This is a genomic window from Cysteiniphilum sp. JM-1 (genome assembly GCF_008711525.1).
Classification (GTDB): domain Bacteria; phylum Pseudomonadota; class Gammaproteobacteria; order Francisellales; family Francisellaceae; genus Caedibacter.
The window spans coordinates 69,881-89,351 of sequence record NZ_VXKS01000008.1; the positions used below are offsets into that span (position 1 = coordinate 69,881).

Annotated in this window: 21 protein-coding genes; 5 read left to right on the forward strand and 16 right to left on the reverse strand. The window is 38.7% G+C overall.

Annotation, left to right across the window (positions count from 1 at the left end; translation table 11 throughout):
* Positions 1-29 precede the first annotated feature (29 nt).
* The 6 genes from rpmA to F3D68_RS05290 form a co-directional block, all read right to left on the reverse strand.
* Positions 30-296 carry a 50S ribosomal protein L27 gene (gene rpmA, locus F3D68_RS05265; protein WP_117003213.1) on the reverse strand — a complete coding sequence of 89 codons (267 nt, stop codon included), beginning with the start codon at positions 294-296 and terminating at the stop codon, positions 30-32.
* Between the two features lie 17 nt (positions 297-313).
* Positions 314-625: a 50S ribosomal protein L21 gene (rplU, locus tag F3D68_RS05270; RefSeq protein WP_151193440.1), complete on the reverse strand. Its 312-nt coding sequence runs from the start codon at positions 623-625 to the stop codon at positions 314-316.
* 116 nt (positions 626-741) lie between these two features.
* Positions 742-1,032: a VOC family protein gene (locus F3D68_RS05275; RefSeq protein WP_151193401.1), complete on the reverse strand. Its 291-nt coding sequence runs from the start codon at positions 1,030-1,032 to the stop codon at positions 742-744.
* A 43-nt stretch (positions 1,033-1,075) separates the two neighbouring features.
* On the reverse strand, positions 1,076-1,918 hold the full coding sequence (locus F3D68_RS05280) for a GyrI-like domain-containing protein (protein ID WP_151193402.1): 843 nt from the start codon (positions 1,916-1,918) through the stop codon (positions 1,076-1,078).
* A 164-nt stretch (positions 1,919-2,082) separates the two neighbouring features.
* Positions 2,083-2,751, reverse strand: coding sequence for an orotate phosphoribosyltransferase (pyrE, locus tag F3D68_RS05285; protein ID WP_151193403.1), 669 nt, complete (start codon positions 2,749-2,751; stop codon positions 2,083-2,085).
* Between the two features lie 459 nt (positions 2,752-3,210).
* Positions 3,211-4,557, reverse strand: a complete 1,347-nt coding sequence (locus F3D68_RS05290; protein ID WP_151193404.1) for a dihydroorotase — start codon at positions 4,555-4,557, stop codon at positions 3,211-3,213.
* 270 nt (positions 4,558-4,827) lie between these two features.
* Here F3D68_RS05290 and F3D68_RS05295 point away from each other — a divergent pair, with 270 nt between their 5' ends.
* From F3D68_RS05295 to alr, 4 genes are read left to right on the forward strand one after another with little or no spacing between them, the layout of a single operon-like run.
* Positions 4,828-6,309 (forward strand): class I adenylate-forming enzyme family protein, encoded by a 1,482-nt coding sequence (locus F3D68_RS05295; protein WP_151193405.1) that lies wholly within the window; start codon positions 4,828-4,830, stop codon positions 6,307-6,309.
* The gene (pabB, locus tag F3D68_RS05300) at positions 6,302-8,122 is read left to right on the forward strand and encodes an aminodeoxychorismate synthase component I (RefSeq protein ID WP_151193406.1); all 1,821 of its coding nucleotides are present in this window, start codon (positions 6,302-6,304) and stop codon (positions 8,120-8,122) included. Before F3D68_RS05295 ends, pabB begins: the two co-directional genes overlap by 8 nt.
* A gap of 8 nt (positions 8,123-8,130) precedes the next feature.
* The gene (locus F3D68_RS05305; protein ID WP_151193407.1) at positions 8,131-8,730 is read left to right on the forward strand and encodes an anthranilate synthase component II; all 600 of its coding nucleotides are present in this window, start codon (positions 8,131-8,133) and stop codon (positions 8,728-8,730) included.
* Positions 8,703-9,923, forward strand: coding sequence for an alanine racemase (gene alr / locus F3D68_RS05310; protein WP_151193408.1), 1,221 nt, complete (start codon positions 8,703-8,705; stop codon positions 9,921-9,923). Before F3D68_RS05305 ends, alr begins: the two co-directional genes overlap by 28 nt.
* Here the strand turns inward: alr and elbB are convergent.
* Positions 9,854-10,549 (reverse strand): isoprenoid biosynthesis glyoxalase ElbB, encoded by a 696-nt coding sequence (gene elbB / locus F3D68_RS05315; protein ID WP_151193441.1) that lies wholly within the window; start codon positions 10,547-10,549, stop codon positions 9,854-9,856. The genes alr and elbB overlap by 70 nt on opposite strands.
* 141 nt (positions 10,550-10,690) lie before the next feature.
* Here elbB and F3D68_RS05320 point away from each other — a divergent pair, with 141 nt between their 5' ends.
* Positions 10,691-11,068, forward strand: coding sequence for a YidH family protein (locus tag F3D68_RS05320; RefSeq protein WP_151193409.1), 378 nt, complete (start codon positions 10,691-10,693; stop codon positions 11,066-11,068).
* Between the two features lie 9 nt (positions 11,069-11,077).
* Here F3D68_RS05320 and F3D68_RS05325 read toward each other — a convergent pair whose 3' ends face one another.
* The 9 genes from F3D68_RS05325 to hrpA all read right to left on the reverse strand — a co-directional run bounded on the left by F3D68_RS05325 (position 11,078) and on the right by hrpA (position 19,357).
* Complete coding sequence (locus F3D68_RS05325) at positions 11,078-11,401, reverse strand: hypothetical protein (protein ID WP_117002944.1); 324 nt, start codon at positions 11,399-11,401, stop codon at positions 11,078-11,080.
* A gap of 96 nt (positions 11,402-11,497) precedes the next feature.
* The gene (locus tag F3D68_RS05330) at positions 11,498-11,788 is read right to left on the reverse strand and encodes an HPr family phosphocarrier protein (RefSeq protein WP_224728247.1); all 291 of its coding nucleotides are present in this window, start codon (positions 11,786-11,788) and stop codon (positions 11,498-11,500) included.
* The gene (locus F3D68_RS05335) at positions 11,785-12,180 is read right to left on the reverse strand and encodes a PTS sugar transporter subunit IIA (RefSeq protein ID WP_117002943.1); all 396 of its coding nucleotides are present in this window, start codon (positions 12,178-12,180) and stop codon (positions 11,785-11,787) included. Before F3D68_RS05335 ends, F3D68_RS05330 begins: the two co-directional genes overlap by 4 nt.
* On the reverse strand, positions 12,177-13,043 hold the full coding sequence (rapZ, locus tag F3D68_RS05340) for an RNase adapter RapZ (RefSeq protein ID WP_191092712.1): 867 nt from the start codon (positions 13,041-13,043) through the stop codon (positions 12,177-12,179). Before rapZ ends, F3D68_RS05335 begins: the two co-directional genes overlap by 4 nt.
* Positions 13,044-13,100: 57 nt before the next feature.
* On the reverse strand, positions 13,101-13,514 hold the full coding sequence (locus F3D68_RS05345; RefSeq protein ID WP_151193411.1) for a hypothetical protein: 414 nt from the start codon (positions 13,512-13,514) through the stop codon (positions 13,101-13,103).
* A 25-nt stretch (positions 13,515-13,539) separates the two neighbouring features.
* On the reverse strand, positions 13,540-13,992 hold the full coding sequence (locus F3D68_RS05350; protein ID WP_117002940.1) for a PTS sugar transporter subunit IIA: 453 nt from the start codon (positions 13,990-13,992) through the stop codon (positions 13,540-13,542).
* 42 nt (positions 13,993-14,034) lie between these two features.
* Positions 14,035-14,391, reverse strand: a complete 357-nt coding sequence (gene hpf, locus F3D68_RS05355) for a ribosome hibernation-promoting factor, HPF/YfiA family (protein WP_117002939.1) — start codon at positions 14,389-14,391, stop codon at positions 14,035-14,037.
* A 115-nt stretch (positions 14,392-14,506) separates the two neighbouring features.
* Complete coding sequence (locus F3D68_RS05360; RefSeq protein ID WP_151193412.1) at positions 14,507-15,010, reverse strand: hypothetical protein; 504 nt, start codon at positions 15,008-15,010, stop codon at positions 14,507-14,509.
* 489 nt (positions 15,011-15,499) lie between these two features.
* Positions 15,500-19,357, reverse strand: coding sequence for an ATP-dependent RNA helicase HrpA (hrpA, locus tag F3D68_RS05365; RefSeq protein WP_151193413.1), 3,858 nt, complete (start codon positions 19,355-19,357; stop codon positions 15,500-15,502).
* Between the last annotated feature and the right edge of the window lie 114 nt (positions 19,358-19,471).

The following is a 19,471-nucleotide window of genomic DNA, read 5'->3' on the forward strand; positions in this document are numbered from 1 at the left end:
TTTATTTGTTTGCTTTCGCTAATCGATAATTAAGCGTTAGCAACTGCTTCGATTGAAACGAATTGACGATTTAAAGGACCACCTGTGTGGAACTTAACAACACCGTCAGTCGTTGCAAACAATGTGTGATCACGACCACACCCAACGTTAACACCAGCGTGGAATTTTGTACCACGTTGACGCACGATAATTGAACCTGCTTTAACAGTTTCACCACCATAGCGCTTAACACCTAGGTACTTAGGATTGGAATCGCGACCGTTACGAGTACTACCGCCTGCTTTCTTATGAGCCATGTTTTATACTCCTTAAATTAACCTTGAATTGCTGTGATTTTTACCGCCGTAAAATACTGACGATGACCTTGACGTTTCATGCTGTGCTTACGACGACGAAACTTGATAATCTGAACTTTCTTATGACGACCTTGCTCAACGATTTCAGCAACCACTTTGGCACCATCAACAACAGGACTGCCAACTTTGATCTCATCGCCATTTTGTAACATCAACACATCAGTGAATTCAATCGTTTCACCAACGCCTTTTTCAATTTTTTCTAGCTTAAGTACACCACCTTCTTTGGCTTTGTACTGCTTACCGCCACTTTTAATAATTGCGAACATAGTATTCTCCGAATGCTCAAGCTGACATAATGCCGCTTGACTTTTTGTTATCATAATTTAAAGCGCTTTTTAAAAAGCTCGCAAATTCTATTGTTTTTTGTAGCAAATAGCAATATTCATGGCTTAATAAATTCAACAATATTGCCAGATGGATCTTTTGCATAACAAGATAAAGTGCCATCGCGATGTTGTTTCAACTTACCAAAACTTGCTGCTTTTTCAGAATTAAACGCAATATGCGGCGGATGCTGGTGTGGCACAACAAAGGCAAGCTTTATATTTTGAAACTCAATCATTGCCCACGTATCATCCTGATAAATGAGTTGGGCATTAAAGTGCGATAAATACCATGCAAGTGTTTCCTCTAAATCTTTGACCACAATGGCAACATGATCAATTCTATCCATTTCATCGCCCTTTACTTATAAAATCTTGTCTCTAGTATAAAAACTATTTAAGCAATAGCCAACACTCCGTTAAAAGTTCTGTATCAGCCACTTCATGGTCAAAATTGTAATAGCAAAATATACACGGCAAATCAGCAAGCTCCTCACCTGAGTTTGGCAACCAATCTCTATAAAGTGCATATATTAGCTGGTCAATATTATCACGCGAGCCTTTATGCAAAGCTGTCGCATAACGCCCCGCTGGTAAATATTTCTCAACAACATCTTTGTCAATTTTCAAGTGCTGAGGCACGGTAATACCCAAATCAAATCGAAACTCAGTAATAGGTGTTGTCTTTGGATCATGATAAGCAAAACCAAAAGCCTCTCCAGGCTTAGGTTTTAAATCCATCGTTTGCGCTTTTGCCCAAGTGACTAATTGATTGACACTCGCACCCATAAGCTTAGGATCACCTCTATGCTCCACCACTGCTAAACGTCTTGCCTTCATTTCTTTAATCTCAACATTCATTTCCTTTATTCCTTCTTGAGATAACTGATAAGGTGCTTTTTCCCATAAAGACCAGTCTTTTTGCATGCGAAATGCCTTTGGACTAATACCTGAAGTCTGCTTAAAGGCTCTGGTAAATGATTCATGGGATTCAAAACCTGCATCAATTGCAATATTAATAATTGACTTATCCGATTCAACAATCAACTGATGAGCCGCCCTTTTTAAGCGCAACCAGCGAATGTACTGCTGTACAGACAAACCGACATGAGCAGTAAATAAACGGTGAAAATGGTACTTGGAAATGCATGCAATATAACTTAATTGATCCAAGCTAAGTTTCTCATCAAGATGCTTGGCAATATAAGTAATCACTTTTTGTAATTTATCATTCATTTTCAAACTCAACCTCGCTTACTTACTGAGGTTTATGATAAGTCAGTTTATTTCTGATTTTTTGATCATTCTTGCTAATTATAGTTTTTTATCCACATAGACTAAAGGTCTCTGACAAATCAGCACAAACCATTTTACAGTATTTCCACCATTACCTCACAGGGTCACCTGTTTTTTAATGAGGTGACCCTGACCGAATACTTTAGCTGGTAGGCTTTCATACGCTCAATCAACTCATGCTCAATTTGCCCTTGTGCTTTGAGATAATCAATTAAGTCACTCAAATTACCAATGGCACACACAGGGAATTGATAAGTTTTCTCGACCATTTGAACGGCTGATATTTCCTCGTTAGGCGCCACTTCTTGACGATCTAGCGCGACACAAACTCCTTCAATGGTTCCGCCATGATTTTTGATAATATCAATGGCTTCTTTAATGGCAGTGCCTGCAGTAATCACATCATCGATAATTAATACTTTTTTGTCCTTGATATCCGCACCAACAAGCACGCCACCCTCGCCATGATCTTTCTTCTCTTTGCGATTGTAACAAAAGCCAACATCTTTACCATAGCGGCTATATAAAATAGAGGTAACAAGTGCTGCCAAAGAGATCCCCTTATAAGCAGGACCAAATAACACATCAAATTGCACCTTGCTCTCTATTAATTTAGCCGCATAACACTCTGCTAATTGATGTAAAGTCTTGCCATGATTAAACAGCCCTGCATTAAAGAAATAGGGGCTAATACGACCTGATTTTAACGTAAATTCACCAAACTTAAGTGCCGATGCTTCAATGGCAACATCAAAAAAACTATAGTCATTCATTGTCACTAACCTAATTCAACCTCAATCCTAAAGTATGCCTAATATACTTATCACTCGTTATTTTGCAATGTTTATAGCTAGCTCAACAATCAATTTGCAGATTTAGCTACAACCCTAGAGTATCAGCTAAAAATAGAGTGTATCAAATTTAATACAGACAATTACATTATTGAAACTGCATTCCCTCTAAAAAGATTAGATAATAGCCACATACCAACTTAATACCAACATAAGGATTATAATGATTTATTATATGATGCACTGGCTAGATCAACAGCAGATTCAACAACAGCTGAATCAAGCAAACCAAAACCACACAAAAGACAAGCATAAATAAAAGTCTCTAACAAACACCAAGAGGTAACACTATGATTTACTACGGTTTCTACTGGATTGCCAATAACAAAGCAGATGATCACAAATCAATTAATACAAAGCACAAGTAACTTAATCACCACACTAGAACTTAGCAAAATTCAGGCTTACACCCAAGTCATCTGCAACAATACGCCCATGGTCATATTTCAAAACACCATTAATAAATGTTTTATTAATGGTTGATGAAAAAGTTAAGCCACTAAATGGTGACCAACCACATTTTGATTTTGCCGCAACGTCGCTCATATGCTGTTGTGCATTAAGATCGACTAATACCAAATCAGCCCAATACCCTTCACGGATAAAGCCGCGCTCTTCAACCTGATAGATTATCGCTGGCGCATGTGATGTTTTTTGTACGACTTTCTCCAAGGAGAAAACACCTTGGTGGTAATGTTCAAGTAATGACAATAACGCATGCTGCACCAAAGGCAACCCTGATGGTGCCTTAAAATAACTTTGATGCTTTTCAGCCCAAGTATGGGGTGCATGATCCGTGGCAATAACATCTAGTACATTATTATTAACCGCTTCAAGCAACGCTAAACGATCTTCTTCTTCTTTGATCGCCGGATTACATTTGATTAAAGCGCCTCGTGTGTGATAGTCCTTACGTGAAAAGAATAAATGATGCGCACAAACCTCAGCCGTAATGCGTTTATCTGCAAGCGGGATATTTTTATTCTCAGCAAATAATTGCAACTCATCTTTGGTGGTAATATGCAGCACATTAAGCTTAGTATTAAACTTTTTAGCTAAACTTACCGCTAGAGTAGATGATTTAATACAAGCCTCTCTGCTTCTAATCAAAGGATGTAAGTCAAATGGCACATCTTCACCATATTGCGCACGATATGCCGCTTCATTTTGCGCAATCATTGGTGTGTCTTCACAATGTGTCGCAATAAGAATCGGTGAATTAGCAAAGAAGCTTTCTAAGGTTTTAACATTATCAACCAACATATTACCAGTTGATGCCCCCATAAAGATCTTAACACCACAAGCGTCACCTGGGCTTAAACGTTTAAGCTCATCGACATTATCATTCGTTGCCCCTAAGTAAAAAGCGTAATTAGCATGTGATTTGGTGGCGGCTAGTGCTTTTTTTGCATGAAGTCGCTCAATCGTCACCGTCGCCGGATTGCAGTTTGGCATCTCCATGTAAGAGGTGATACCTCCGGCAACTGCCGCTTTTGATTCGCTCTCAATATCTGCTTTGTATGTCAACCCAGGTTCACGAAAATGCACCTGATCATCGATCATGCCGGGTAACAAATGCAATCCTTCAGCATCAATGACTTTAACACCAGAGGTGACAGAGATATCTTGGGCAATCTTGGCAATTCTACCGTCTTTGACTAATACATCAGCGATAAAAATTTTGCCCTCATTGACAATCGTTGGTGACTTGATTAAATAATTTGACATCGCTTTATCATCCTTTTAGCTCACTTTGCAATGTCATCATTCTATATCAGCATACTTCACTTTTATAGTAATGAATCAAGAATAAGTTGCGTTTTAATTGCCCCTTACCCGTTCACCCTAAGCTGAACGAGCAATCCCATAAGGGGAGAGGTGCTAGCTGATGCAACTTATTTTACATAGCAAGGCATGTACTAAAGATTCAATTGTTTTAAGCTGACCTTTATCCTAAAATACCACCCTATCGCTTTATGCATAAATAAAGAAGCTAATATGCTAACACCTTTAGACATTCAAACCGTTGATCACTTTCTAGCGTATCTAAAACGCTTAGATGACACCCCAATGTTTATCTATCAAGAGCGCCTGTTTAGCTATGCTGATATGCATGATTACAATTTTAGCATTGCCCATTGGTTAAAAGAAAACAACACAACTAAAGTCATGTTCGCAATACATAACTCACCGCTTTCTGTTGGGCTTTTTTTCGCAAGTTGGCATCAAGGAGTTCATTGCATACCAGTTAACCCACGCTTTATTGCCAATGAGTTACTTGAGCTTGTTAAAAGAGCCAAGCCGGATCTGTTAATGATAGAACCAAAGCAATACTCTGACGCACTTAATCATTATTGCCAAACTAAGCAGATTGAACTTATTATCATTGATAATGCTTTAGATTATTTAAAGCGCTTAAAGAAAGCCTCCAGCACTGAGACTACAGATTTACCTCAATCCCAAAGCGAAGGGATCACTTATCATATAAGCTCTGGCACGGGTGGGCATTATAACTTTCATGGACATTACACGCAGCAAATTCTAGCTTATGCCTATGCACGTCAATTTGATTATGGTCTTAATAAAGGTGATATATCCCTTGTGCATCTTTCATTTAACCATGCCTACGCCTTTTCCTATCAGCTATTACCAAACATAGCTCTAGGCAATTGTATGGTACTAGCACCTAGCTTTGACGCAACGACCTCACTCAAATTGATTGATCAATATCAGATTACGGCATTGGCACTCTTACCAACAATGTATTACCAGTTAGCACTTGAAGCCCACAAAACGCCAATAAACCATAAGCTTAGACATTTAAGCGTTGCCGGTGATCAGCCCAGTGAATCTTTAATACATCTGATCAAAGAAACCTTTAACACACCTCTGCTTAACGGTCTTGGGATGACCGAAGTTTATGGTTATGCACAAAACCTTACAGCGTCTAGCGTTTACAATAAAATCAAAATTTTTGATGATATTAAGATAAAAATTGAAGCGATTGAACACGATCATCTTAAGCATGTTAACGATGATAATAAGCACATTGGAGAGCTATATATCAAAGCACCGATGCAGCCGATCTCTCACCAAGGACAATGGTTAGCCACGGGCGACTATGGCTATATTGATGATACACATCATCTATACTTTCTTGGGCGCATTAAAGATATCATTGTCAAAGGCGGATCTAAAATTGCCCCTTTAGAGCTTGAGCATTATCTTTCTCAAATGCCTGAAATTGGGCAAGTTGCAATTATTGGCAAGAAAGATGATATTTGGGGTGAGCTTGTTTGCGCTTGTATTGCTACCAAAGATAATCAATCACTCACTTTAGAAGCAATTAACACCTTTCTCACGCCTTGTCTTGCCACGTATAAACATATTGATCAGCTTTATTTATACCAGCAACTACCCCTTAATATCACCGGTAAAATTGACCGCTTCCGCTTAAAAACAGAGATCAACAATGCCTAACAATCATCTACCACCATTTGCCTATCTTGAAAACACCTTAGACAGTAGTGACAAGAGCTTTTATTTTAGCAAACCACATAGTGAAGTCCTATGCTCTGATCCTAAGATGCTAAAATCTGCATTTGCGAGTTTAGCAGACTTACAACAACAAGGCTTATATCTTGTTGGTTTTATCAGCTATGAAGCGGCATATTATCTAAACCCTGACTTTGCTTCCATACAAACAAATCTTACAGATGACATCACACCACTTTTACATTTTGTTGCCTTTGAGCAATATTCACCGGATCTATTTCAAACTGAGACAACCACTGTTAAAAGCCCAGCAATAGACCTTATTTATGACCCACTCTCTCAATTGCAATATGTCAAAGACTTCAAGCGCGTACAACAAGCATTAACCGATGGTGAAAGCTATCAGATCAACTATACCAAGCGCGTTAAGCTGCGATCCAGCTTAGCTCCTTATGAGCTTTACACGCAACTAAAAGCGCAACAACCGGTGAGCTACAGTGCTTTTCTACCATTTAAGCCAATGACTGTTTTATCGTTTTCACCTGAGTTATTTTTTAAAAAGCAAGGTGACACCATAACAGTAAACCCGATGAAAGGCACCAGCAAACGTTTTGATGATCCCAATGATGATCTACAATCCTATGAGTTTTTACGAACAGACCCAAAAAACAAAGCAGAGAATTTAATTATCGTTGATCTATTGCGTAATGATCTTGCTCGTATTTGCCATACCGGATCAATTGAAGTCACCAAGCCCTTTGCGATTGAAACCTATAAAAGCGTTTATCAAATGACTTCAACGATTTCCGGAAAAGTGGATAACAACATTCCTTTTGCCGATATTATTGAGCATTTATTTCCTTGTGGTTCGATTACTGGCGCACCCAAGAAACGCACGATGGAAATCATTCAGCAACTTGAACCCCCGCGAGGTGTATACACAGGTTGTATCGGCTATATTATGCCAAATAATGATATGTGCTTTAGTGTTGCTATTCGCACATTGACCCAACAAAATAATGAGCTATGGCATTGCGGTGTTGGTGGCGGTTTTACCATTCAGTCTACACAAGATGATGAATGGCAAGAAATGACCACCAAAATTCAATTTATCAAACGCCTGTATCACCCTCAGTTTCAACTGATTGAAAGCATGCTTTATGATAAAAATGGGCTTACATCGTGTGACTTACATCTTGAGCGTTTATTAAATTCAGCATCTGTTTTACACTTTACTTTGGATATAGCTCAGTTAAGACATACATTATTGCAATATTGTGAAACACTTATCACGGCAAACAGTGAACAATATAAACTTCGAGTTGCTGTGAATTACCAAGGGCTTTTTACGATTACGCATCAACAACTTGAGCAATCACTGACAGTTGATCATATTGAACTGATTGTTTGCCCTGAGCAAATAGACTCAAATAACCCACTATGGCAGCATAAAACCGATGATCACAGCACACGTGGCTTTTATACGCAGAAACACAGCCAATATATCGCAGATAAGCCAAATTGCGAGCTTATTTTCTTCAATGAACAAGATCACCTGACTGAAGCACGTTTTTATAATATTGTCATGGAAATCGACGGTGTTTTATATACACCACCTATTAGTGATGGTTTATTGCCTGGCATTGCGCGCGCTAAACTACTTCAATCTGGGCAAATTCATGAGCGCTCGATCTCTATAGACGAACTAAAATCAAGCAAAAACATTTACCTTATGAATGATGTTCGAGGTAAAATACCGTGCTTTTTAAGCGCACAAACAACCATGCAAGAAGTATAAAAATTAAGATGTTACTGTTTATTGACCATTATGATTCATTTGCCCATATTTTGATGGATTATTTTGCCCAATTGGGTGAAGAAATCATCTCATTCAAATCAGATCAGCTTGATCAATCGATTGACTATAGCCAATTTACTGCAGTAATTATAGGACCAGGTCCTGGGCATCCTGATGAATTAACGCATTTATACCCTCAAATCAAACGCATCATTGACAGTAATATACCTATTTTAGGTATTTGTCTTGGTCATCAGTTATTAGCGCAGTACTTTGGCGCCAAAGTTATTCATGCAGCCAATATTATGCATGGACAATGCAGTTTAATTCATTTTACCAACCACTCACTCTACCAAGGACTACAATCACCTTTGACAGTGACCCGTTATCACTCACTGATTGTTGATATAGACAGCTTAACTAATGACTTACAACCAATCGCGCTGACGATGGATAATGAACTGATGGCATTTGCGCATAAGCACTTGCCTATTTATGGCATCCAATATCACCCTGAGGCTTATTTAACAGAATCAGGATTAAAAACATTACAAAACTTTCTTTTAGCGAATAAGCGCTTGTGCTTAGAGCAAAAGGCGTTATCCTAGTCCAATCAATTGATTTAACAGCCTTTAACATTATCGCCATGACAGCAAGACATCACAATTTACGTGCCTTTGCGAATATTAATATTTCTCATCTTTTGGCTAATCTTGCCAATATCCGTGCATTGCATGCAAATAAATCCATGATTATTATGCTCAAAGCAAATGCCTATGGTCATGGAGCGGTTGAAATTGCCAAGGCATTAGATGGTTTATGCAATTATTTTGGCGTTGCCAGTGTTGAGGAAGGTATTGAGCTTATTTTGGCAGGGATTGAAAAAACCAAGGTCATTGTTTTTTCAGGCTTTTTCTCCAAAGACATGGTGCAAACACTCATTGACTACAGACTTATTCCAATTATCCATAGCGCCTATCAATACGAACTACTTGATGATTACTTTCAAAGTAAGCACGCTGAGATATGGCTTAAAGTTAACACAGGAATGAACCGCTTGGGGTTATCAGAAGATGAGTTTGAAGCGCTTTACACTCAAGCACAATCATATTGTAAATCTATCAACGCACTAACCCACTTAGCTGAATCAGAATCTTGCGATCAATCTTTTACATTAAAGCAACTACAACGCTTTCAAGCATTAATCAAAGATAAATCATTTACGCATATCAGTGCCTTTAACTCAGCTGCCTCGCTCTTAAATAATAATGACTTCAATACCAACACCATTCGCATTGGTTTAGCGCTTTATGGTGCATGTGCTGCCGCACATCCATTATTAAGGTGCACACTTAAGCCTGTGATGACACTGCATAGTCATGTTGTTGCAATTCAATCCATTGATGCGGGGGACTCTGTTGGTTATAACCGCCAATATATTGCCAAAGTAAAAACCCAAATCGCCATTGTGACAATTGGTTATGGTGACGGTTATCCACAAGCTGCTCCTAACGGTACTAAGGTAGCAATCAATGGCAAGCTTTATCCAACAGCCGGCAAAGTCTCGATGGATCTTATGGCAATTGATATTGGCATGAATAAAGATATTCATATTGGTGATAATGTCACTTTATTTGGCAACCATGATTTATTAGTTGATGATGTTGCCAAACACATAGGCACCTCAAGTTATGCCATGCTTACCGCGATTAATCCACGCGTTAAGCGATTTTATTTAACATCTGCTGATGCGCAAACAACACGATCTGTAATCAAAGACACAACCGCTTCAACTAAGTGATCTATTCCTGATGCAACTTCTGCAATGCTTTGACCTAGCATATACGCAGGTGTACTTACCACTTTATTTCCTTGATCAATACAAACCTCGGTAACACATTTATTAACGTGTTTAGCGCCTTTATGCTCAACGATATCAGCCGTTGCTTGATCATTACCAATCGTTAACGCCACATTAGGATATATTGCTGCGGCAATAACAGGAGCAATACAGATAAAGCCAACAGGCTTTTGTGCATTTTTAAACTTGTTAATAAATGCTGAAACAATTGGCTCAACGACAAAACTGCTATCTTGCTTAAAGGCAAAATCACATAGATTTTTAGCCGCACCAAAGCCACCTGGGATAATCAATGCCGCACAGTCATCTGCATTGACTAAAGATAGATCCTTTATCTCACCGCGCGCAATACGTGCTGCCTCAACCAATACATTGCGTGATTGAGCCTCTTCATCACCTGTTAGATGGTTGACCACATGATGCTGCATAATATTTGGCGCAACTACCTCATATTCAATACCACGTTTTGATAAAGATAATAATGTCAACACCGCTTCATAAATTTCACTGCCATCATAAACACCACACCCTGCTAATAACACTGCTACTTTCTTTGATTTATGCATCATAACTTCCTATATTCTTGTAACGAACAATTGCCAATCATAAATTGTCAAACAAGTAATGCAATAAATATCAGGGAAAACAACAATAATATCGTCTAGACTCAGACTAAGTTGAATGTAAAAAATAAGCTAAGGATTAGTATGATAGAGCACTTCAATGATCACGCTGCGAATGAACGTACGTATTTATCTTGGGTTAGGACTGCCATTGCACTGATGGCATTTGGTTTTTTAATTGAGAAGTTTGATATCTTCTTACGAATTATGGCCAAAGGGGTTGGTGTAAGAGCAAGTAACATGATGTCACAATCCGCTGAAATCATTGGCATTTTAATCATGATCATAGCGGTTGTAATCATCATTATTTCGTCAATTCGCTTTGCAATGAATCGAAAAAATATTACTGCCGTTGAAACAATCGGCTACAAAACACGCGTCCCAGATATTTTTCTAGGACTGTTATTATTAGTAATTACTGTATTTATGGTGACTTATGCGTGGTATATGCTGCTTTATTAATTCGCTTAATTAACCATTTGTTGAGATAAATGCCAGCTTACGCTTTTTAACACCCCAGCAGCGGCTTAAGACATTATACTTATTTAAGCCTTTTTGCTTAAACATCTTCATAAAACTATCGCGCTTAACTGTTTTCTCAACAATGCCCGATTTTAACTTAATATCAAAGCGGTTTGCCCATTTACGAATCGTACCATGCTTAAATCCAAGCATCTTCTCAGCATCTTGATAGGTCATCCCCTCATCTGCGCAACGCTCTAATACTTCTCTTGCACTGCAGTTGTATTTCTGCTGAATAATGTGTTCAAAACTTCCTGTGTACTGATTTGCCATGACTTGTTCCTCTTTTGTCTAGGTTTATAAAAACTCAATAATGTGACACATTCTAAAAATGTAAACTTAAGTCAAGCTTAAGATTTTTATTAATTTTCAACTTTCTTCGCCAAATCGATCCTGAATTAGCACTCTGATGGCATCTAGTGCCTCTTCTTGATCATCACCTTCCGCAGTTAAACGAATAGATGTGCCACAACTAGCTCCAAGCATCATCAATCCCATAATACTTTTGCAATTTGCCTTAACACCAGTTTTTACAACTTCGACTTCGATTTCACTACCAAAACGAAGCGCTAAATTAACCAACTTTGAGGCTGCTCGCGCATGTAACCCTAATTGATTAATCAATACCAAATCAATCTCTTTCATTTGTGTTTCTTTCACTTATCACCTTCTTCTAATACGATGCATGCCTTTGATGCATCATAAACTCTTCCTGCAAGCTCATCTAAAGATAGCGCCTGCTTATGATATGTCAATGCCTTTAAAAGCATCGGCATATTAAGCCCTGTAATAACGGCTAGATTATATGCACGCATAAATGATTGTGTCACATTCGTTGGCGTTGCCCCAAAAAGATCAGTCAATACCAAAAAGCCATCACAATCAGGCATGCTTTTGAATGCGTTTTCAACACGAACCAACAATTCCGGCTGATCATATGAGCAGGAAGATACTACTTGGATATAGTCTTTTTGAATCTCAACCAAACGCGTCGCTACTTCAAGCATGGACTGCCCAATGCGACCATGCGTAATCAGTACAACTCCAATCATCCTTTTAACTCCCTATGACTCACAATCACATTATTGAAACTTGCTCTTAATTGATCAGCCAACTGCTCAACAATATATACTGATCGATGTTGACCTCCTGTGCAACCAACGGCGATATCAATATAGCTTTTGCCTTGCTGCTGTTGTAGCTCACACCACTTCAAAACAAACTTGCTGATATCAATTATCATCTCTAACACTTGTGGCTGCTTTTGCAAATATTCAATCACATCAAAATCAAGCCCTGTTTGCAGGCGTAAACGTTTATCCCAATAGGGGTTAGGCAGACTCCTGACATCAAAAAGATAATCGGCCTTTTGTGGCATCCCATATTTAAAGCCAAAGGAGAAAATCTTAAGTTGACTGGATAATTGATCTTTCCCTAGGAGTTTTTGACAGACGATTTCTCTGAGCTCTTGTAAACTTAAGTTGGTTGTATCCAACGTATAGTCAGCAATACTCGCATAGCTTTCCAAAATCGTAAACTCTCTATCAATTGCATGTTCTAGCGTTGTTGTTTTATCAGAAAAAGGATGACGTCTACGTGTTTCATCATAGCGTTTTATCAGTACATTTCTACTGGCTTCGATATACCAGTAGGCAAGATGCACACGATACTTTTCCTGTAAGCGTTTAACATCATACGTATCATTGCCTAAAAATGAATGAGGTGCCAATGAAACGACAATATTTTGTTTGTATTGCGGATTGCTTAAAACATACGCAAGCGTTTCTTCCAATAAAAATAAAGGCAGATTTTCAATACAGAAAAAGCCCTGATCTTCCAATATACTCAAAACAGTTGACTTGCCAGCACCAGAAACACCAGCCAAGAGCACAACCGATTTGGATGCACTATTCACGCAATTTTTACCATTTCCACTCATCATAATTTGCTCAGTTTACCAAAGCTTTCGTATTTACCCTAATTTATTTTGCAACTGCTTAGCACACTCATGCCAAGCTTTATTAAAGACATCCATTTCAATCAAAGGTAAAGCTAGGGTTTGTGCTTTGTTAATATATTTTGGATCTTTCTCTTGACGATATAAATAGATCACATGGCTAATGACAGCCTGATCTAGTGCTTTTTCAACTTGAATAAAACCTTTCTTTTTATGATGCATAACACCAAAATATTGTTCATTACATAAGATTCCTTGGTAAATATCATTTATTTGAGCGACTCTCACCAAGTCATCTGCCACAAGATAAAAATCAAAATACTTAATTAAATAATCACATAATTCGGTTTTACCAACATTTGGCGCACCAATGACCAATAATCCTGTGCCTATATTATTAGTCACAAAGCTTGCATGCCAATATTGCATTGTTTTTCTTAATTTATTAACAGGGTTAAGCATTACCTAAGAAAAGCTGATAAAGCGCTTCATTTGAATTGGCATCTTTGATTTTCTCAAGCACGCCTTCCTGCTTCAGAAACTTCACTAATTCAGCCATAAACTTAATATGCACATCATTGACGTTCTGTGGAAAAATTGCGGCAATTATGATACTAACTTTACGATCTTCCTCACCATATTCAATGGCTTCTTCCAAGGTTAACACAGCCAAACGCGTCATTGTTAAGCCTTCAATTCGGCAGTGAGGTACGGCAACCTCTTTGCCGATAGCAGTATTACCAATACGCTCACGTTCAAAAAGTTTCTGATAAATCGTATCCGAAGTGATATCGATATCATCATCTTTTAATAACTGGCTTAATACCTCGAAAACGCGCTTTTGACTTTGCAAGGCTGCTTTGTTAATAACACGCTGTGGAGAAATAAACGAAGATAAGAAATTCATAGGTTTATGGTTGATTATTCAACGAAATGGTGCGTTATTCTATCAACGTTCCTCGTCAATATCCACTACTTCGTCATCGGCCATTAATGCTTCGGCTTCAGGGCGCTCAGCACGATGATCTTTTAATTTTTGCTTATGCTTTCTTACTTGAGCATCTAGCTTATCTTGCAACATATCAATAGTTGCGTACATATCTTGAGAGTCTGACTTAGCCACAAACTCAGTCCCTGGCACATTAATCACGGCCTCAGCCATTTGCTTGCCTTTCTCAACCGACAGAATAACGCGTGCAGCAATAATATGGTCAAAGTGATTGTCAAGCTTACTCAACTTTTCATCGACATATTGCTTTAATGCAGGGGTAACTTCTAAATGACGACCTGTAATTTGAATTTGCATAGTGCAGTCCTCCATTGTATAGCCACGAGTATCGTGGGGGTTTGTAAGTCAACTTTGAATAATTCAAAGATAGCGCCAACACGCATGAATTGCCAGCAAGTTCAGCATAATTTTATCAATTATTTTCTTGTGATTGTGCTTGATTTTTTGAATTCGTTGGCTCTTGGGCTTTACTCTTGTCATTTTCATTTGCATTAAAATAGTTATCTATTTTTTCAGCGCCTTTTTGTGCCGCCTCTTTAGTGTTTTGCCAGCCTTCAGCTGCTAATTTTTTAGTTTTCTCCCAAGCATCATTGCTAGCATCTTTAGTATTTTGCCAACCTTCAGCAGTTGCTGATTTTGTTTTATCCCAGCCCTGCTGCGCATAGTCGCCCGCCTTATTGGCAGCATCTTTAGCTACTTGCGTCCCTGAACTTGCGGTATCTGACACATTTTGTTTAAACAACTCCCAGTTGCTACCAAAATTGCAATCACTGGTTTTTGCTGAGCAGCTTTGTGTTGCCGGATTATCTTCTACTTTAGCCTGATCATTTGCTTTAGCAGTAGTGTCTGCAACACTTAAACCTGCAGCCAACAAAACAAAAACTGGAACCGCAAGATATTTCTTAATTGTCCGCATAATCTATCACATGTTTTTTTAGAACTAAGTACCTTATCTTTTAGCAAAGCCCTTGCTAGAAAGCAAATACAGATCATGTTTCTTTGATCTTTTTGAGTATGAGAATTTTTTTTAGAATTATTTTGATATCTTAAGCTTATCTTAATATTGGCTTGTGATACTGACATCACTCAAGGGGATCACGATCACAGAGCAAACTTTTTTCTCTCTCCCTTCTCTTTCAGTATGTCCTGTGATCGTAACCTTGAGACCATGAAATTACCTTGCAGTATACTCCCTCCCTTCTCATCATCTATATACTGCAAGGTGATCTCTTCTTATCACCACTATATTAGACCAACTGAAATTCCCGACTTTTTGTAAGAATTTAGAAAGCTACCGGCTACGTGTTTGTTGCGTTGAATTTAGCTGCAAAAACTCAATCATTCACGCGCACGAGAAGTTCAACAGTAGAAATTCTGTAAAATCAAATCGTTTGCGTGCAGTATATTACAACGCTTGAATCCTTTTTTTCAATCGCGTTGTTGACACCGTTTCAATGGTTTTAACATCCTGACTATACCATGAGATCCATAGCTCATACCTAAGCCAATGAATCTCATCAATCTCAAGGGTGTTAATCACGCCTTTTTGTTGCATTTTTTGCTTAAGCAAATGAATGAGTTCCTCTTGTTCAATTTGATATTGGCGATCCTGTTTTGCCGCTCTTGGTGCCTTATCCAAGCGATTACTAAGTGCTTCTAGATAGAGTGAAATACGCTGCAACCAATGATAAGGCGTTTTAACAATAAAGCCTTTATAAACCAAACTATCAACGATAGTACGCACTTCTTGATAAAGTGCTAATAAATCAAAAGGCAATTTCTTGCGATTAAGTAATTTATGTAAGCTTTGATAGCTTAACATTAAGGCTTCAATATCACTGCATAGATTTTCGATCGTTGATACCAACTGACCTCTTCCTGAATCATGCATCGCATTAAACTGCCCGCGCGTGCGCACAACAGGCTTTTTCTCAATCGCAAAAGCAATATCATAGGCTTTGGCAATTAACTCATCCTGCCATTTCGTCTCTTTGATAAGACTAAATAATAAATGTAAGTTTTTATTATGCGCAATGCGCTCGATCAATGTGCGATTGATATGTGAACAGGCAAGCATCAACAGCTTACGTGTCGCAAGCCTTGTCGATATCTCTGCTTCAAGTGCTGTTGATTTTTGCGTTAGTACCACACCATCCTCACGTGTCTCAATACATGGATAAACACTTAGTTTAATGCCGTGTTCTGTGACATCACGCGTTAATGCAATCTCACCAAAATCCCACGCTTGAAAAAGTGTATCATTGTTCTTTTTAGTAACGCTTACCTGTGGACGTTCAACACCACGCAATTGATCGCGAATCACGCTTAGATCACGCCCTTCAGACAGCACCTTGTTTTGCGAATCAACCACACGATAGTTCATATATAAATGCGCCTCAATTGCCGCATCCTGCCAAACACTTGAATCAAATGAAATACCGGTAATACGCACGAGTTGACGCACTAGAATATCATAAAAATTGGCAGCTAAATCAATGTCAATTGCTTCAATCACAGCTTTGGCATAATGGGGCACCGGCACACAGGCTTTACGAATATTCTTAGGTAGTGCGCGCATAAGACCAATGATTTTTTCCTCGAGCAGTCCAGGTACAAGCCAGTCACATTGATTGGCATCAATTTGATCTAATAGCACTAATGGCACGGTCATCGTTACGCCATCATCTTTTGCTGTGGGATCAAAATGATAACTCAACGGTAACTGAAATCCGCCAAAATCAAAGAAATCAGGATAGGCGTTATCAGTCACCTCACGTGCTTCATGCTGCATCAGACTTTTTTTGTCAAAGATCAGCTGCTCACGCTCAAGCTTTGATAAGGATTGATACCATTTTTCAAATACCACACCATTATTAATATCTACTGGAATCAATTTATCGTAATAGCTAAATAAGGTTTCTTCATCAACAACAATATCGCGTTTACGCGCCTTATGCTCCAAGTCTTCAACCTCTTCTAACAGACTCAAATTCTTTTGGAAAAACTCAGCATTTGTTGCAAATTCACCGTACACCAAGGCATGACGGATAAATAACTCACGTGAGACTTGTGGATCAACATCACTATATTGCACCTTGCGATTTACCACAATATCCAAGCCATAAAGTGTAATACGCAAGCTTGCCATCACTGCTTTACGCTTTTGGCTCCAATGCGGCTCACTATAGTGCTTTTTGGTTAAGTGCTCGGCAATAGATTCTAACCAAGCAGGATCAATTTTAGCGATCATGCGCGCATAGAGTTTCGTCGTTTCGGTAATCTCAGCGGCACATAACCATTTCGGTGTGCGTTTGAATTGCGATGAGCCGGGAAATATATAAAACTTCATGCCGCGAGCACCTAAGTATTCCTTAAGCTCATAATTAAAGCCAATATAACCCAATAATCCCGATAATAATGCTTGATGAACTTGAGCATAGCTTGATTCACTTTCTGAGATTGTCCATTTAAAGGTCTTAGCGAGATTCAATAACTGAAAATAAACCTCACGCCATTCACGCATTCGCAAAGGAGATAAGAAATTCTTTTTGCAATACTCACGTGTTAAGCGATGAGATAAGCTTTTAGTCTCAGCATGAAAACGTTGCCATAGATTAACCACTCCCAGAAAATCCGAGTCTTGATGGTGATCTTGTTTATGCATTTCATCTGATTTTTGTTGAAACTGCATCGGTCGCTCACGCGGATCTTGAATACTTAAAAAACTGACAATAATCAGAATCTCGCGCAAAACACCAAGTTTTGCACCACTAACCAACATTCTCGCCAAACGTGGATCTAATGGAAACTTAGCAATTTGTCGCCCTATTGGCGTGATTTGCAGATGATGTTTTTTGCTGTGTTCAGTTAACGCACCTATCTCATGCAGTAAGCGATACCCATCTTTAACCATGCGTGAATCAGGTTTCTCTAAAAAGGGAAACTTCTCGATATTACCAAGCTTTAAGGTTTCCATTTGTAAAATAACTGACGCTAAGTTCGTACGCAAAATCTCAGGATCGGTAAATGCTGCACGTGATAGAAAGTCTTCTTCTGAATAAAGTCGAATACAAATTCCTTCAGCCACGCGTCCACAACGCCCCGCTCTTTGATTGGCACTGGCTTGTGAAATTGGCTCAATCGGCAAGTGTTGCACTTTAGTGCGATAACTATATCGACTAATACGCACATCACCACTATCGATCACATAGCGAATACCAGGCACAGTCAATGAAGTCTCGGCAACATTCGTTGATAAAATAATGCGCCTGCCAACGCCGCGAGGATTAAATATCTTATCTTGATCGGCATTGGATAATCGCGCAAATAATGGTAGTACTTCGGTGTGTCTTAATTGCGCTTTTCTTAATACTTCTGCGGTTTCATGAATATCGCGCTCCGTTGCGAGAAATACCAAAATATCACCTGGTTTTTCGTGATGTAGACTATGCACAGCGCGCAAAATCTGATCTGCTTGTGATAGCTCATCCTCAAAGTCTAGTGGGTCTTGATAACGAGTCTCAACCGGATAAGTTCGTCCCGAGACTTCAATAATTGGTGCATTAAAATGCTCAGCAAAACGCGCCTGATCAATCGTTGCTGAAGTAATAATAAGCTTTAAATCGGGACGTTTTTTTAATATCTGATGGATATGCCCTAATAGAAAATCAATATTCAAACTGCGCTCATGCGCCTCATCGATAATAATCACTTCATATTGCGAAAGATATTTATCATTTTGAATTTCCGCTAATAAAATACCATCGGTCATCACCTTGATAAAGGTATTGTCATTGGTTTGGTCACTAAAGCGAATCTTAAAACCTATGCCTTGCCCTAGTGGCATATTGGTCTCTTCACTTAAACGATTGGCAATGGAGCGCGCTGCTAGACGCCTTGGTTGCGTGTGTCCAATAAGCCCTTTGGCACCTAAGCCTAAATCAAGACAAATTTTGGGTAATTGCGTTGATTTTCCCGAGCCAGTTTCACCGGCAATAATCACCACTTGGTTATCACAAATGGCTTTTTTAATCTCATCAACCCGCTGACTAACTGGTAAATCAGGATAATTAATCTTAGGCATACTCGTGCGACGCAGTGCAACCTTTTCTTTGGATTGATCCACGTCAGTGAGCAACTTTTGCCATTTATCATTATCCGTATGATGCGCTTTGGCAAGCTCGCTGAAACGCATCATTAATCGCGCACGATCTTTTGTTTGTACATTGTTAATAACTTTTATCAATGAATTAGTGGACTGCATATTCTAAGGCATATTATTTTAATTTTTCTCACAAATGGGATCATAGCACATTTACCCATTCATAAAAACATTGAAAAGTACCAATTTTGGAACTATTATAAGTTACAATTCTTT

Bases quoted from the DNA above. Each gene is read 5' to 3' on its own strand.
- hpf (WP_117002939.1), bottom strand. From the start codon at position 14,391: ATGCAAATTCAAATTACAGGTCGTCATTTAGAAGTTACCCCTGCATTA.
- F3D68_RS05350 (WP_117002940.1), bottom strand. From the start codon at position 13,992: ATGAATTTCTTATCTTCGTTTATTTCTCCACAGCGTGTTATTAACAAA.
- F3D68_RS05305 (WP_151193407.1), top strand. From the start codon at position 8,131: ATGTTACTGTTTATTGACCATTATGATTCATTTGCCCATATTTTGATG.
- F3D68_RS05320 (WP_151193409.1), top strand. From the start codon at position 10,691: ATGATAGAGCACTTCAATGATCACGCTGCGAATGAACGTACGTATTTA.
- rpmA (WP_117003213.1), bottom strand. From the start codon at position 296: ATGGCTCATAAGAAAGCAGGCGGTAGTACTCGTAACGGTCGCGATTCC.
- rplU (WP_151193440.1), bottom strand. From the start codon at position 625: ATGTTCGCAATTATTAAAAGTGGCGGTAAGCAGTACAAAGCCAAAGAA.
- F3D68_RS05280 (WP_151193402.1), bottom strand. From the start codon at position 1,918: ATGAATGATAAATTACAAAAAGTGATTACTTATATTGCCAAGCATCTT.
- pabB (WP_151193406.1), top strand. From the start codon at position 6,302: ATGCCTAACAATCATCTACCACCATTTGCCTATCTTGAAAACACCTTA.
- elbB (WP_151193441.1), bottom strand. From the start codon at position 10,549: ATGCATAAATCAAAGAAAGTAGCAGTGTTATTAGCAGGGTGTGGTGTT.
- F3D68_RS05335 (WP_117002943.1), bottom strand. From the start codon at position 12,180: ATGATTGGAGTTGTACTGATTACGCATGGTCGCATTGGGCAGTCCATG.
- F3D68_RS05295 (WP_151193405.1), top strand. From the start codon at position 4,828: ATGCTAACACCTTTAGACATTCAAACCGTTGATCACTTTCTAGCGTAT.
- F3D68_RS05360 (WP_151193412.1), bottom strand. From the start codon at position 15,010: ATGCGGACAATTAAGAAATATCTTGCGGTTCCAGTTTTTGTTTTGTTG.
- F3D68_RS05290 (WP_151193404.1), bottom strand. From the start codon at position 4,557: ATGTCAAATTATTTAATCAAGTCACCAACGATTGTCAATGAGGGCAAA.
- F3D68_RS05345 (WP_151193411.1), bottom strand. From the start codon at position 13,514: ATGCAATATTGGCATGCAAGCTTTGTGACTAATAATATAGGCACAGGA.
- pyrE (WP_151193403.1), bottom strand. From the start codon at position 2,751: ATGAATGACTATAGTTTTTTTGATGTTGCCATTGAAGCATCGGCACTT.
- hrpA (WP_151193413.1), bottom strand. From the start codon at position 19,357: ATGCAGTCCACTAATTCATTGATAAAAGTTATTAACAATGTACAAACA.
- F3D68_RS05325 (WP_117002944.1), bottom strand. From the start codon at position 11,401: ATGGCAAATCAGTACACAGGAAGTTTTGAACACATTATTCAGCAGAAA.
- F3D68_RS05275 (WP_151193401.1), bottom strand. From the start codon at position 1,032: ATGGATAGAATTGATCATGTTGCCATTGTGGTCAAAGATTTAGAGGAA.